Source organism: Enterobacter sp. T1-1 (genome assembly GCF_000710795.1).
Lineage (GTDB): Bacteria > Pseudomonadota > Gammaproteobacteria > Enterobacterales > Enterobacteriaceae > Enterobacter > Enterobacter cloacae.
Window position 1 is genome coordinate 1 of record NZ_JALW01000040.1, and the last position, 14,419, is coordinate 14,419.

Consider the following 14,419-nt stretch of genomic DNA (forward strand, 5'->3'; position numbering starts at 1 on the left):
TTACAGGGACGTTACATCCGCCCGTCCCCGATAAGCCGGAAGGAATAAGCCGAAGGCACCGCGAAGCGGCGATTTACCGCCGGGAGCCCTGGCACGTTCACGGGTCATGTTGTTACAGAGTAGCAAGGAACATAAAGTGAACGGAATGACCTCCACAGCCGTATGTTCCCCCTCACCCCCGCCCTCTCCCAAAGGGAGAGGGAGCCGTCTGTGCAGGCATTATTTATGGGGATCCCTCAGCCCACAGGGAGAGGGTGGTTAAGAAGGAAATTACTTCTTGCTAATCTTATCCAGATACCCCATCACAAACGCCGAAAGCACAAACGTCAGATGGATAATGACATACCACATCAGTTTGTTGTCCGGGACATTCTTTGCGTCCATGAACACGCGTAACAGGTGGATGGAGGAGATCGCCACAATCGAGGCGGCCACTTTATTCTTCAGCGACGTGGCATCCATTTTGCCCAGCCAGCTCAGCTTTTCTTTACGCGCGTCGATATCAAGCTGGGAGACAAAATTCTCATAGCCAGAGAACATCACCATCACCAGTAAGCCCCCCACCAGCGTCATATCCACCAGTGACAGCAGAACCAGAATCAAATCTGCTTCGGCAATGGAAAAGATGTTCGGCAGAACATGCAAGATTTCCTGGAAGAACTTAATCGTGAGCGCAATCAGCGCCAGCGAAAGGCCAAAATAGACGGGTGCCAGTATCCAGCGCGAGGCGTACATAGCGTTTTCAAAGAAGCGTTCCATAAAGTCCTGTCTGCAAACGAAACCAGCACTCAGTATATCGCAACGGCGCTGACTGTTTGCAACAACTAACCATTACACGTTGTCAGGATCCACCTCAGGGCGCGCATACTCCGGCCAGACCAGCACCACCAGCTCCGGATAGGCTTCCAGGCTGAACTCGCGAAAGCACTGACGCAGGTTTAATACGTCTAAATCGGAATACGAGACCTTCTCACCATTCAGACAGCGCTTTTTGATATTGTCGTAATATTTATAGACCGCTGAATTCAGGTCACTGCAGCGACGCTGCGCTTCAAACAGGCCCGGCGTGTCATTAATTTCCGACATTTTCATCCGCTTTATTGTCGCGTGCAAAAAGTCGATATATTCATGGTTCACCCGCCAGTACCAAACCGGCGTCACCGAGTTCATCAAAACAGAGAAATGGTCTTCACCTTCCTCTTTAGTCATCAGTTCAGGCTGTGGGGTTTCACTGGTGTCTTTCGACTCTTTCGTTTTATTGAACTCCTGCATCAATAAAAGAACACCAGCGGTCAGTAATAGTAATGTAATGACCGTAAAAAAGATGCTGTTCATGGGTTGGCTCCATTTTTTTTGATTTTAAAATTGCCTCATGATATTGTCAACGAATCTCACGCCTTTATCTTCCCCACCTTGTTGAAATTAAAGGAAATTAAAAAATGTTGCCCGACTATCTCGTCCCGGCTAAGTACCACATCACGCCTGTGGAACAGCAACCGACGGAAGCAGAAAAAGAGGCTAATTTCACTCAGGGAAAAAGAAAGCTCGCTGATTTTGAACCAGACATATTAATTGGTGTTTCCCGTAGCGGCAAATCCCGTAATATGTTGCTGGAAGAGCACGATCGTCATATAAAGGATCGGTTATTTCGCGCCATCAAAATTGAAGCCTTGGTCCACCTGTTGAATGACCTGCAGGCAGAAGGCGAAATAGATGCCCAGAAACTAAGCCAAATAATGGCCGAAAAGACCAAAGAAATAAATGAAGCGGGCAATGAAATTTGGCTTAATCTAATTACGCGAGAAAAAAACAACCCAATTTTTTATAACCTGGGGGAAGATTAATGTGAAAGACGTTAAAGATAACGATGTTTATTTGACTTTAGATGAGAAAAAAAGTGACGAATTTATCTTAAAGCAAAATCTCGAGGCTTTGCGTAACACCAAAAACGCCGAGATGACGCGTATTACCCAGGATCTGGTTTCCATTCCGGCGACGCTGGTGCGCCTGAAATGGCAGAACCGCCGCGAGATTTATCCCTTACAGGTCAAGGAAGAGATTTACGGCGCCGTGATGAATGCCATCATCGAACAACGGCCCGAGCTGAAAGAGAAGCTTCTGGGGCGTCTGGAGGCCAATTATCAGTATCTGCTGGCCAGAGAAACCGCGACCCTGCGCCTGACGCGCAAACTGTCCGACGGCGAGTATCGTACCTCAAACGTCACCAGCGTCGCGCTTGACGAGGACGCGCTGGCAGCCCTCTCTCCCGCGTCGACGGATAACAAACACGAATAACCCGACAGGCATAAAAAAAGCCGGCTTTCGCCAGCTTCTTCGTTATTTCGCGGCCGCTTTCTCTTCGCCGACCAGCCCAATCTTCAGATAACCCGCCTGATGCAGCGTATCCATGACCTTCATCATGGTCTCGTAATCAACGGTTTTATCCGCACGGAAGAAGACCGTCGTGTCTTTCTTACCGCCAGTGAGCTGATCCAGCACCGGGATGACAGAGTCAGCCGTCACCGGGTCGTTGCCGAGGAACATCGATTTATCTGCTTTCACCGACAGATAGATGGGCTTTTCCGGGCGCGGCTGCGGCTGGCTGGACGAGGCAGGCAGGTTTACCTTCACGTCGACCGTCGCCAGCGGCGCAGCAACCATGAAGATAATCAGCAGAACCAGCATAACGTCGATAAACGGCGTCACGTTGATTTCATGCATTTCGCCGTTATCGTCCAGATTTTCATTAAGACGCATTGCCATAATTCATTAACCTACGCGCAGTTTGGACGCCGCGTGCACCGGTTTAGCGGCACTGGCATTCAGATCAAGATCGCGGCTTTGCAGCAGCAGAACCTGCGCGGCGACGTCACCGAGGGTGGCTTTATAGCTGCCAATCATGCGCGCGAAGACGTTATAGATAACCACCGCAGGGATCGCCGCAACCAGACCGATAGCGGTCGCCAGCAGCGCTTCGGCGATACCCGGTGCAACTACCGCCAGGTTCGTCGTTTGGGTTTGCGCAATCCCGATAAAGCTGTTCATGATGCCCCAGACCGTACCGAACAGCCCCACGAACGGCGAGATGGCCCCGATGGTCGCCAGATAACCATTGCCCCGGCCCATATGGCGACCCACGGCGGCGACGCGACGCTCCAGACGGAAGCCGGTACGTTCTTTAATACCTTCGTTATCTTCACTGCCTGCGGAGAGTTCCAGCTCGTTTTGCGCTTCGTTAACTAACAGGGTGGTCAGGCTTTTCGCGTGGAAGGATGAGGTCATGTCAGACGCCTGATCCAGAGAGCGGGCTTCAGCCAGCTGCTGTTGCTCACGCTTGAGGCGGCGCTTCTGAGAAATCAGCTCGGCGCTCTTGCCAAAGAAGATAGCCCACGTGATCACGGACGCCAGAATCAGGCCGATCATCACAATCTTAACCACGATGTCAGCATGATGATACATGCCCCAAACGGAGAGATCCGTCTGCATCAAATTATTACCCACTCTGTATCTCCAGGACGCAAATCACAAAATCTGAACGTAATAATATCAAAACATCGTCGAATTGATAGTCGTTCTCATTACTATTTACATAGTGCCGCAATTTTCGCTCATATTCCTTGCGCTTACGCAGTAAAAATTTCTTATGCGGTTTTTTGCTAATATTTTCTGCTTATTCGATAAGCATCCGGGTGCAGATTTTCACATTCGTGGTAGTCTGGACGTCCAGACGTATAAAAACAGGGTTAGCGAACATGACCAAGAAGCATCTTGATACCACGCTGGTACAGGCCGGGCGCAGCAAGAAATATACTCAGGGTTCGGTGAACAGCGTGATCCAACGGGCCTCCTCGCTGGTGTTTGATACCGTAGAGGACAAAAAAATCGCCACGCGTAACCGCGCCAAAGGCGGGCTGTTTTACGGACGTCGTGGCACGCTAACCCACTTCTCACTGCAGGAAGCCATGTGCGAGCTGGAAGGCGGCGCAGGCTGCGCGCTGTTTCCGTGCGGTGCGGCGGCAGTCGCCAACACCATTCTGGCGTTCGTGGAACAGGGCGACCATATTCTGATGACCAACACCGCCTATGAACCGAGTCAGGATTTCTGCACCAAAATCCTCTCCCGACTCGGCGTAACCACGGGCTGGTTCGATCCGCTGATTGGCGAAGGCATCGCAGAGCTTATTCAGCCCAACACGCGCATTGTGTTCCTGGAATCTCCGGGTTCGATCACCATGGAAGTACACGACGTGCCGGCCATTGTGAAAGCCGTGCGCAGCAAAGCGCCAGAGGCGATTATCATGATCGACAACACCTGGGCGGCGGGCGTGCTGTTTAAAGCGCTGGAATTCGACATTGATATCTCCATTCAGGCGGCGACCAAATATCTGATTGGCCACTCAGACGGGATGATCGGCACGGCCGTGTCTAACGCCCGCTGCTGGGATCAACTGCGGGAAAATGCCTACCTGATGGGGCAGATGGTCGATGCCGATACCGCCTACATGACCAGCCGAGGCATCCGCACGCTGGGGGTGCGCCTGCGTCAGCATCACGAAAGCAGCCTGAAGATAGCTGAGTGGCTGGCGCAGCACCCGCAGGTTGAGCGCGTCAACCATCCGGCACTGCCGGGCAGTAAAGGGCATGAATTCTGGCAACGAGACTTTACGGGCAGCAGCGGTTTGTTCTCATTCGTTCTAAAAAAACGGCTGAATAATGACGAGCTGGCAAGCTATCTGGATAATTTTACCCTCTTCAGCATGGCCTACTCCTGGGGCGGGTTTGAATCCCTGATCCTGCCTAATCAGCCGGAGCAGATTGCGGCCCTGCGCCCTGGCGGTGAAGTGGACTTCAGCGGCACCCTGATTCGCCTGCATATCGGTTTAGAAAACGCGGACGATTTAATTGCCGATTTAGCAGCAGGGTTTGCGCGTATCGTGTAGAGTGCTGGCAAACATGTACTCCATGGATGCTTTTGTGGACACCGCCACCAGAAAAGTCTGCATTAGTTGCGCCCGCGATCAACCCCATCGGGCAAATAAGGGAGTACAATAGTGCTATATCTGTTGTTCCACAGGAAAGTCCATGGCTGTTATTCAAGATATTATCGCGGCGCTCTGGCAACACGACTTCGCCGCACTGACCGATCCTCACGTTGTAGGTATCGTCTATTTCGTGATGTTCGCGACCCTGTTTCTGGAAAATGGATTACTGCCAGCCTCATTTTTACCCGGTGATAGCCTCCTTTTGCTTGCGGGGGCGTTAATCGGTAAAGGTGTCATGGACTTCGCGCCGACCATGGTGATCCTCACCTCCGCGGCAAGCCTGGGCTGCTGGCTGAGCTATCTGCAGGGCCGCTGGCTCGGCAACACGCGCGTCGTGAAGGGCTGGCTGGCGCAGCTACCGCATAAATACCATCAGCGTGCGACCTGCATGTTTGACAGGCATGGCCTGCTGGCCTTGCTGGCCGGGCGTTTTCTGGCCTTTGTTCGCACCCTGCTGCCCACCATGGCAGGCATTTCCGGCCTGTCGAACCGCCGCTTCCAGTTCTTCAACTGGCTGAGCGCGTTGTTATGGGTGGGTGTCGTTACCACTCTCGGCTACGCGCTGAACATGATCCCGTTTGTGAAGCACCATGAAGACCAGGTAATGACCTTCCTGATGGTGCTGCCGATGTTCCTGCTGGTGGCTGGACTGGTGGGAACGATTGCGGTGGTGATTAAGAAGAAGTACTGCAGTGCATAAATAAAAGCCGGGTGGCGCTATCGCTTACCCGGCCTACGTTTGCCGTCAGACTCCCTGCATGGTTCGGATGCGTGACGCATCCTCTCCCGGCGTGACGCCGAAGTAGCGCTTAAACTCCCGACTAAACTGCGACGCACTCTCATACCCGACCCGCATCGCCGCCGCGCTGGCCTTCATGCCGTCGTGGATCATCAGCATCCGCGCCTTATGCAGCCGGTAGGTTTTGAGGTATTGCAGCGGCGAGGTGCTGGTCACCGACTTAAAGTTGTGGTGAAACGCCGAGACGCTCATGTTCGCTTCCGCCGCCAGCTGGTCAACGCTGAGGTTTTCCGTGTACTGGCTTTCGATGCGCTTGAGCACGCGGCTTATCAGGCTGAAGTGGGTCTGCCGACTGACCAGCGCCAGTAGTGCCCCGCCACCCGGCCCCAGCAGCACATGATAGAGAATTTCGCGGATGATTTGCTTACCCAGAATACGCGCATCCAGCGGCCTCTCCATCACGTCCAGCAGACGCTCAATGGCACAGAGGATCTCCTCTGACAGCGTGGCTGAGTTAATGCCGCTCGCCGCCATCGACGGCTGGAAAAGCTCGTCTTCGCCAATGTCCATCAGCAGCTCCTGTAGCTGAAGAATATCGACATTCACGCGGATCCCCGCCAGCGGTACCTCCTCTGTCGCGAAGGTTTCACATTCGAAGGGTAAAGGTACTGTCAGCAGCAGATATTCATTGGTGTCATAACGGAACACGCGTTCATTGATATAACCAATTTTATGGCCGGAAAAGAGAAAAACGATGCCCGGCTGATACATCACCGGCGTCCGCGTTCCCGGCTGCGTCCCGTAGAGCAGGCGAATATCCGGCAGCAGTTCGCCTGGGTTATTTTGCTTATCAATCAGTCTCTTAATCTGCGAAGTGAGCTGAAGACAGATGGCTTCACGGTTCATTTAGCGTTACTCCGGGTACGGTTTGCGACCCTCACAGTCTGCGCATTTTCCTGACGTTTCTCCAGTGCTCTGTAGAAATGGGCAAGACATCGGCAGGAATGTGCATTGAGAGGATATCCCCGGGCAGCCACAATGTGCAGCATCAGGTAGCCATCCGCGCCGCCACGATTTTTCACCCACGATAGGGAACGAGCCATGAATAATTTTAATCTCCACACCCCAACCCGCATCCTGTTTGGTAAAGGCGCTATCGCCGATCTGCGTGCACAGATCCCCGCTGACGCCCGCGTGCTGATCACCTACGGTGGCGGCAGCGTGAAAAAAACAGGCGTGCTGGATCAGGTTTACAGCGCACTGGAAGGTCTGGACGTGCGCGAGTTTGGCGGTATCGAGCCAAACCCTTCTTATGAAACGCTGATGAACGCGGTGAAAATCGCCCGCGAAGAAAACATCACCTTCCTGCTGGCTGTCGGCGGGGGGTCCGTGCTGGACGGCACGAAGTTCATCGCCGCGGCAGCACACTACGCCGACGGTATCGATCCATGGCATATCCTGGAAACCCGCGGCAGCGACATTAAAAGCGCGATCCCGATGGGCTCCGTGCTGACCCTGCCAGCCACCGGTTCTGAATCCAACAAAGGCGCGGTGATCTCCCGTAAAACCACCGGAGACAAACAGGCCTTTATGAACGAGCACGTTCAGCCCGTATTCGCGATCCTCGATCCGGTGTACACCTACACCCTGCCCGCGCGTCAGGTCGCGAACGGCGTGGTCGACGCCTTTGTTCACACCGTTGAGCAGTACGTGACTTATCCGGTGGATGCCAAAATTCAGGATCGTTTTGCGGAAGGCATTCTGCTGACGCTGGTCGAAGAGGGTCCGAAGGCGCTGAAAGAGCCAGAAAACTACGACGTGCGTGCCAACGTGATGTGGGCTGCAACGCAGGCCCTGAACGGGCTGATTGGCGCAGGCGTGCCGCAGGACTGGGCAACCCACATGCTGGGCCATGAACTGACGGCGATGCACGGTCTGGATCACGCCCAGACGCTGGCGGTGGTTCTGCCGGCCCTGTGGAACGAAAAACGTGATACCAAACGCGCCAAACTGCTGCAGTACGCGGAACGCGTCTGGAACATCACCGAAGGTTCTGACGACGCGCGTATCGATGCGGCAATCGAAGCGACCCGCAACTTCTTTGAAGGCCTGGGCGTGCCGACGCGTCTGTCCGGCTATGGTCTGGATGGCAGCTCTATCCCTGCCCTGCTGGCTAAACTTGAAGAACACGGCATGACTCAGCTGGGCGAACATGGCGACATTACGCTGGACGTTAGCCGTCGTATCTACGAGGCGGCGCGCTAAGCGTTTTTGGCATCCTGCCTTTCGTTTTTTGACATTTCGTCCAGACTTAATGCACACCCCATCGCCGGAGTCCCCCTCCGGCGATGCGCACCTGAAGGAGGAAAAATGGCAAACCAAACCGTAATCAAGCTGCAGGACGGCAACGTGATGCCCCAGTTGGGGCTAGGTGTATGGAAAGCCGGTAACGACGAGGTCGTCTCCGCCATTCATAAAGCACTGGAAGTCGGCTATCGGTCCATTGATACCGCCGCCGCCTACAAAAACGAGGACGGCGTGGGGAAAGCACTGGCCAGCGCCGGTATGCCCCGCGACGACCTTTTTATCACCACCAAACTGTGGAACGACGACCAAAAGCGCCCGCGCGAAGCGCTGCAGGAGAGCCTGGATAAACTCCAGCTCGATTTCGTCGATCTGTATCTGATGCACTGGCCGGTTCCGGCTATCGACCATTATGTTGATGCCTGGAAAGGGATGATTGAACTGCAAAAAGAGGGGCTGGTGAAAAGCATCGGCGTCTGTAACTTCCAGGTTCATCACCTGCAGCGTCTGATTGACGAAACGGGCGTTGTGCCGGTGATTAATCAGATTGAACTGCACCCGCTGATGCAGCAGCGCCAGCTTCACGCCTGGAACGCCACGCACAAAATCCAGACCGAATCCTGGAGCCCGCTGGCTCAGGGCGGTGAAGGGGTGTTCGACCAGAAAATTATCCGCGATCTGGCGGATAAATATGGCAAAACCCCGGCGCAGATTGTCATTCGCTGGCACCTGGACAACGGCCTGGTGGTGATCCCGAAATCGGTCACGCCATCGCGCATCGCCGAGAACTTCGACGTCTGGGATTTCCGCCTGGATAAAGATGAGCTGGGCGAGATTGCGAAACTGGATCAGGGCAAGCGTTTAGGGCCCGATCCGGATCAGTTTGGCGGTTAATCCCCTCACCCTGCCCTCTCCCCGAAGGGGAGAGGGTGTTCAAGTTCCCTCTCCCCTTCGGGGAGAGGGTTAGGGTGAGGGGTGAGGGCATCATCGTTATCCGATCTTACGTTTTCCCGCTTTTTTCGTCCCCGTAGCCCTACCATTCGAACGCTGATGCACAATCGGCGTATGCTTGGTCAGCGCCGGGCGCGTATGGCGGTTCTGGCGACGCGCTTCGCGCATCTCATCCAGCGTTGGTGCCGGCACCAGACAGTCGCGACGCGAGCCAATCAGATGCTTTTTCCCCATCTCTTCCAGCGCCTGGCGGATCAGCGGCCAGTTAGCCGGATCGTGGTAGCGCAGCAGCGCTTTGTGCAGACGACGCTGTTTATCCCCTTTCGGCACCACCACGTCTTCACTCTTGTAACCAATTTTACTCAGCGGGTTTTTGCCGGTGTAGTACATGGTTGTGGAGTTGGCGAGCGGTGACGGATAGAAGTTCTGCACCTGATCCAGACGGAAGCGACGCTGTTTCAGCCACAGCGCCAGGTTCACCATGTCTTCATCGCGCGTACCCGGGTGGGCGGAGATGAAGTACGGGATCAGGTACTGCTCTTTCCCTGCCTGCTTTGAGTAGGTATCGAACAGCTGTTTAAAGCGATCGTAGCTGCCCATCCCCGGCTTCATCATTTTCGACAGCGGGCCTTCTTCGGTGTGCTCCGGCGCAATCTTCAGATAGCCACCGACGTGGTGCGTCGCCAGCTCTTTGATGTAACGCGGATCTTCCACAGCGATGTCGTAACGTACCCCGGAGGCAATCAGGATTTTCTTGATGCCCTTCAAATCACGCGCGCGGCGATAGAGGTTGATCGTCGGCTCGTGGTTGGTGTCCATATGTTCGCAAATGCTCGGATAGACACAGGAGAGACGGCGGCAGGTTTGCTCCGCGCGCGGCGATTTACAGCGCAGCATGTACATATTGGCCGTTGGGCCGCCGAGGTCGGAGATCACCCCGGTAAAGCCAGGCACGGTATCGCGAATGGCTTCGATCTCGTTGATGATCGAATCTTCAGAACGGCTCTGAATAATGCGCCCCTCGTGCTCGGTAATGGAGCAGAAGGAGCAGCCGCCGAAGCAGCCGCGCATGATGTTGATCGAGAAGCGGATCATCTCATACGCCGGGATACGGGCGTTGCCGTACGCCGGGTGCGGCACGCGTTTGTACGGCAGCGCAAAGACGCTGTCCATCTCTTCGGTGGAGAGCGGGATCGCCGGAGGGTTGATCCAGATAAAACGCTCGCCGTGCTTCTGCATCAACGCACGCGCACAGCCGGGGTTGGTTTCATGGTGCAGAATACGGGACGCGTGGGCGTAGAGCACCTTATCGGCTTTCACCTTCTCGTAGGACGGCAGCAGCACATAGGTCTTTTCCCACGGTTTCGGGCGCGGCGGCTGCACGACGATAGCCTTCGCTTCCGCTTTCTTTGGCTCAACCGGTTTGTTATCGGCGCACGGCAGATCTTCGCCATACGGGTGCGGGATAGGATCGATTTTGCCCGGCATATCGATGATGCGGGAATCCACCCCGCGCCAGCCCGGCAGCGCTTCTTTCACCATGATGGCGGTGTTGCGCACGTCGCGGATGCTGCTTACCGGCTCGCCCTGCGACAGACGGTGCGCCACTTCTACCAGTGGGCGCTCGCCGTTACCGTAAATCAGCATGTCGGCTTTGGAGTCCACCAGCACCGAGCGGCGCACGGTATCAGACCAGTAATCATAGTGCGCGGTACGACGCAGGCTCGCCTCGATGCCGCCCAGGATCACCGGCACATCTTTCCAGGCTTCTTTACAGCGCTGGGTGTAGACCAGCGTGGCGCGGTCAGGGCGTTTACCCGCCACGTTATCCGGTGTGTACGCATCGTCATGGCGCAGCTTACGGTCGGCGGTATAACGGTTGATCATCGAGTCCATGTTGCCGGCGGTCACGCCGAAGAACAGGTTCGGTTTACCCAGACGCATAAAGTCGTCTTTGCTGTTCCAGTCTGGCTGGGAGATGATCCCCACGCGGAAGCCCTGCGCTTCAAGCATGCGGCCGCAGATGGCCATACCGAAGCTCGGGTGGTCAACGTAGGCATCGCCCGTGACCAGAATGATATCGCAGCTATCCCAGCCCAGTTGGTCCATCTCTTCCCGGGACATCGGCAGGAACGGCGCCGGTCCAAAGCAGGCCGCCCAGTACTGGGGCCACGAGAAAAGGTCACGATCCGGCTGGATCAGGGAAATTGCGCTCATAATGCTTCCGAAGAAAAAATAGACAAAAGGAGCCGGATTATACGCTGTTCATCCGCCAGATTTGAAGAAAAGGATGCAAGAGGCAGACAGATATTCACAGAAGTCGTTAAAATACAGCGCCCTGATTATTTTGGCTCATAATATTCACTCTAACTTCCGGTGATTTTCCCCCGGAACAGGTTCTTGCGCGGAGTTCTGTTGTGAAGTTCAACGATTCGTTACATGTCTCCCAGCTGCGGGTTGTGCTTCATCTCTGCGGGTTTCTGGTTCTTCTGTACAGCCTGTCTATGCTGCCGCCGATGGTTATCGCTCTGCTGAATAAAGAGCGAACCTATTTTGCTTTTTTGACCACCTTTTTGACCTTTTTCAGCCTCGGCGGCCTGGCCTGGCGGGCAACCCGTCACGCCGGTATACAGCTACGCACCCGCGACGGATTCGTGATTATCGTCCTGTTCTGGCTGCTGTTCTCATTAATCAGCGCCATGCCGCTCTGGATGGACGATGGTCTGCAACTCTCCTTTGCTGACGCACTTTTTGAAGGCGTTTCCGGGATCACCACCACGGGCGCAACGGTGATCGGCGACGTTAGCGCCCTGCCCAAATCGTACCTCTATTATCGCGCGCAGCTCAATTTCATTGGCGGGCTGGGCGTCATCGTGCTGGCCGTCGCGGTCCTGCCGCTGCTGGGCATCGGTGGTATGAAGCTGTACCAGTCAGAAATGCCCGGCCCGTTTAAAGAGGAGCGTCTGACGCCCCGGCTCGCCGATACCGCACGCACCCTGTGGGTCACCTATCTGGCGCTGGGCATAACCTGCACGCTGGCGTACTGGCTGGCGGGGATGCCCTTTTTTGATGCCGTTTGTCACGGGCTCTCCACCGTATCCCTGGGCGGCTTTTCAACCCGCAGCGAGAGCATCGGTTTTTATGACAGCCACGCGATTGAGCTTGTCGCCGGCACCTTTTCGCTGCTTTCGGCGTTTAACTTTACCCTCTGGTATGTCGCCCTTGTAAGACGCACGCTGAAGCCGATTCGCCGCAGCCCGGAGGTGAGATTCTTTCTGGCCGCTGCCGCGGTGCTTATCGCCATTACCGCCTGGCAGGTCTGGCACGCGGGAATGTATAACCCTCTCGACAGCCTGGTGCACGCCTTCTTCCTGGCAAGCTCAATGATGACCGATAACGGCCTTTCAACGGCCGATTACGCCCACTGGCCTGCCCACACCATATTCCTGCTGCTGAGCGCCAGCTTCTTTGGTGGCTGCGTGGGTTCGACCTGCGGTGGGATTAAGGCCCTGCGTTTTCTGATGATGTTCAAGCAGAGTATTCAGGAGATGAATCAGCTGGCGCATCCGCGGGCGCTGCTGACCATCAAGGTTGGCAACAGCGTGGTGAATGAGCGCGTCCTGCGTTCAGTATGGAGCTTCTTCTTTCTCTACGTGATGATCACAGGCTTTTTCGTCTGGGCGCTCAATCTGATGGGCTATGACCTGTTTACATCATTCGCGACGGTAGCTGCCTGTATCAACAATATGGGGCTGGGCTTTGGCGAAACGGCATCAACCTTCGGGACGTTAAAGGAAGAAGCCAAGCTGTTGATGTGCGCGGCGATGATCTTAGGACGTCTGGAAATTTATCCGGTGTTGATCCTGTGCTCGCGCTTTTTCTGGCGGGCATAACGCATTCCCGGCGCACCGGGAATGCTGTGCTTACGGCGCCGGGTTAACCAGCATTTGCCCTACGGAGCCCCTGTCCATCATCTCCAGCGTCTGGCTGTGGAACAGGAACGGGAAGTGCGGCCAGGAAGGCTGGCCGTAGTAGACAAGCAGTTCAACCTGACCATCCACCCAGACGGTGTCTTTCCAGCCCCTGTCTTCCGGGAACGGCATCGCGCCGTTCACGTTGCGGATCAGGAATGACACACCTTCAATATGGAACGACTGCGGCATGTCGGAGCGAACGGTCCAGCGCTCCCAGGTGCCCTGCTGGGCGGTAATGTCGATACGGTTAACGTCCCACAGCGCGCCGTTGATGCCCGGGTCGTCGCCGAGGCTGATATCACGGCTGCGTACCGGCGAACCGCTCATGATCTCCTGCGGCAGCAGGCGCATGGGCAGGCTGTCGGTCACCAGCGGCAGGAGACCGGTTGGGCGCAGGGTCAGCACCAGCGTGGAGACCAGAATGCTCGACGGCTCAAAGAAGCCACGAATGCGATCCACAATGCTCGCCGCTTCGCCGCAGGTCACCGAGACTTCATCGCCGTTGGTCATATCCACGAGGATTTCACGGCGTTCACCCGGGGCAAGCGCCAGCTGTTTAACGGACACCGGCGCGGGTAAAAAGCCCTGGTCGCCAGAGATCACATGCAGCGGGCGGCCATCGCTCATCTGCAACAGATAGCGGCGCGAGTTAGAGGCGTTCAGCAGACGCAGGCGAACCCAGCCGCGCGAGACTTCGACATACGGACTTTGCGCGCCGTTGACCAGCAGCGTGTCGCCAACAAAGCCACCGCTACCCGGCTCGCTGTATTCCGGTGTGCCAAAGTTATCCAGACGCTTGTCCTGGATAATGACCGGGAAATCATCCACGCCGTAGTGGTTTGGAATGGGCAGAGATTTACTGACCTCGTCTTCTATCAGCCACATCCCGGCCAGGCCGTTATAAACCTGCTGGGCAGTGCGGTTAGGGGTATTAGCGTGATACCACAGCGTCGCCGCGCTCTGACGGATCGGCAGCACGGGAGCCCAGTCGGCGTTAGGCGACATCATGCGCGCGGCCCCGCCAATCAACGGGCCGGGAACCTGCAACCCGCTGATGGTCATCGCCACATTTTCAGGCGTGCGGTTGCTGTAGATGAGCTTTACGTCATCGCCATTCCACACGCGGATGGTCGGCCCAAGGTAGCGCCCGTTAATGCCCCAGACCGGTGCGCGGGTTCCCTGGGTAAACGACCAGTGGCTTCGCTGTAGCGTCAGGAATAGCGGCTGCCCGCGACGGGATTCAATCAACGGCGGAATGGGCAGCGGCTGTTGCTGCCCGGCGGCGCTGGCTGTCAGCGGCATCGCACCCGCACAAAGGGCGATCCCTGAAGCCTGAATAAACTGACGCCGACTGAGTGACATATAAGCTCCATCTGAAACGACTAACAACGCGGGAATTCGTTTTCCCT

At 55.7% G+C, this 14,419-nt stretch carries 14 protein-coding genes; 7 read left to right on the forward strand and 7 right to left on the reverse strand.

Going from position 1 to position 14,419, the window contains the following annotated elements; all coding sequences use genetic code 11:
• Positions 1 to 270 precede the first annotated feature (270 nt).
• Together AK59_RS0113540 and AK59_RS0113545 are read right to left on the reverse strand one after the other, a co-directional pair.
• Entirely contained in the window at positions 271 to 759 is a 489-nt protein-coding gene (locus AK59_RS0113540; protein WP_013098707.1) for a TIGR00645 family protein, read from the reverse strand.
• Positions 760 to 831: 72 nt separating this feature from the next.
• On the reverse strand, positions 832 to 1,335 hold the full coding sequence (locus AK59_RS0113545; RefSeq protein ID WP_013098708.1) for an ESA_00282 family adhesion-associated protein: 504 nt from the start codon (positions 1,333 to 1,335) through the stop codon (positions 832 to 834).
• Between the two features lie 104 nt (positions 1,336 to 1,439).
• Here AK59_RS0113545 and AK59_RS0113550 point away from each other — a divergent pair, with 104 nt between their 5' ends.
• Positions 1,440 to 1,844 carry a hypothetical protein gene (locus AK59_RS0113550; protein ID WP_020689505.1) on the forward strand — a complete coding sequence of 135 codons (405 nt, stop codon included), beginning with the start codon at positions 1,440 to 1,442 and terminating at the stop codon, positions 1,842 to 1,844.
• Between the two features lies 1 nt (position 1,845).
• Positions 1,846 to 2,295: a hypothetical protein gene (locus AK59_RS0113555; RefSeq protein ID WP_029883022.1), complete on the forward strand. Its 450-nt coding sequence runs from the start codon at positions 1,846 to 1,848 to the stop codon at positions 2,293 to 2,295.
• Positions 2,296 to 2,337: 42 nt separating this feature from the next.
• Here the strand turns inward: AK59_RS0113555 and exbD are convergent, their stop codons facing one another.
• A complete protein-coding gene (gene exbD / locus AK59_RS0113560) occupies positions 2,338 to 2,763 on the reverse strand; it encodes a TonB system transport protein ExbD (RefSeq protein ID WP_029883023.1) in 426 nt (141 codons plus the stop codon).
• A 6-nt stretch (positions 2,764 to 2,769) separates the two neighbouring features.
• The gene (gene exbB / locus AK59_RS0113565; RefSeq protein WP_013098712.1) at positions 2,770 to 3,501 is read right to left on the reverse strand and encodes a tol-pal system-associated acyl-CoA thioesterase; all 732 of its coding nucleotides are present in this window, start codon (positions 3,499 to 3,501) and stop codon (positions 2,770 to 2,772) included.
• A 251-nt stretch (positions 3,502 to 3,752) separates the two neighbouring features.
• On the opposite strand from exbB, the gene metC reads away from it, so the two are divergent.
• Both metC and yghB read left to right on the forward strand, forming a co-directional pair.
• On the forward strand, positions 3,753 to 4,940 hold the full coding sequence (gene metC / locus AK59_RS0113570) for a cystathionine beta-lyase (protein ID WP_013098713.1): 1,188 nt from the start codon (positions 3,753 to 3,755) through the stop codon (positions 4,938 to 4,940).
• Positions 4,941 to 5,082: 142 nt separating this feature from the next.
• Entirely contained in the window at positions 5,083 to 5,742 is a 660-nt protein-coding gene (yghB, locus tag AK59_RS0113575) for a DedA family general envelope maintenance protein YghB (RefSeq protein WP_013098714.1), read from the forward strand.
• Between the two features lie 45 nt (positions 5,743 to 5,787).
• Here the strand turns inward: yghB and AK59_RS0113580 are convergent, their stop codons facing one another.
• Positions 5,788 to 6,687 (reverse strand): AraC family transcriptional regulator, encoded by a 900-nt coding sequence (locus AK59_RS0113580; protein ID WP_023619917.1) that lies wholly within the window; start codon positions 6,685 to 6,687, stop codon positions 5,788 to 5,790.
• Positions 6,688 to 6,882: 195 nt separating this feature from the next.
• On the opposite strand from AK59_RS0113580, the gene yqhD reads away from it, so the two are divergent.
• Positions 6,883 to 8,046, forward strand: a complete 1,164-nt coding sequence (yqhD, locus tag AK59_RS0113585; RefSeq protein WP_013098716.1) for an alcohol dehydrogenase — start codon at positions 6,883 to 6,885, stop codon at positions 8,044 to 8,046.
• 105 nt (positions 8,047 to 8,151) lie between these two features.
• Complete coding sequence (gene dkgA, locus AK59_RS0113590; protein WP_029883024.1) at positions 8,152 to 8,979, forward strand: 2,5-didehydrogluconate reductase DkgA; 828 nt, start codon at positions 8,152 to 8,154, stop codon at positions 8,977 to 8,979.
• A 96-nt stretch (positions 8,980 to 9,075) separates the two neighbouring features.
• Here the strand turns inward: dkgA and AK59_RS0113595 are convergent, their stop codons facing one another.
• Positions 9,076 to 11,253, reverse strand: a complete 2,178-nt coding sequence (locus tag AK59_RS0113595; protein WP_029883025.1) for a YgiQ family radical SAM protein — start codon at positions 11,251 to 11,253, stop codon at positions 9,076 to 9,078.
• 200 nt (positions 11,254 to 11,453) lie between these two features.
• Here AK59_RS0113595 and AK59_RS0113600 point away from each other — a divergent pair, with 200 nt between their 5' ends.
• Positions 11,454 to 12,929 carry a TrkH family potassium uptake protein gene (locus tag AK59_RS0113600; protein WP_013098720.1) on the forward strand — a complete coding sequence of 492 codons (1,476 nt, stop codon included), beginning with the start codon at positions 11,454 to 11,456 and terminating at the stop codon, positions 12,927 to 12,929.
• Between the two features lie 30 nt (positions 12,930 to 12,959).
• On the opposite strand, the gene ftsP is transcribed toward AK59_RS0113600, so the two are convergent.
• Entirely contained in the window at positions 12,960 to 14,372 is a 1,413-nt protein-coding gene (gene ftsP, locus AK59_RS0113605) for a cell division protein FtsP (protein ID WP_013098721.1), read from the reverse strand.
• Positions 14,373 to 14,419: the final 47 nt, after the last annotated feature.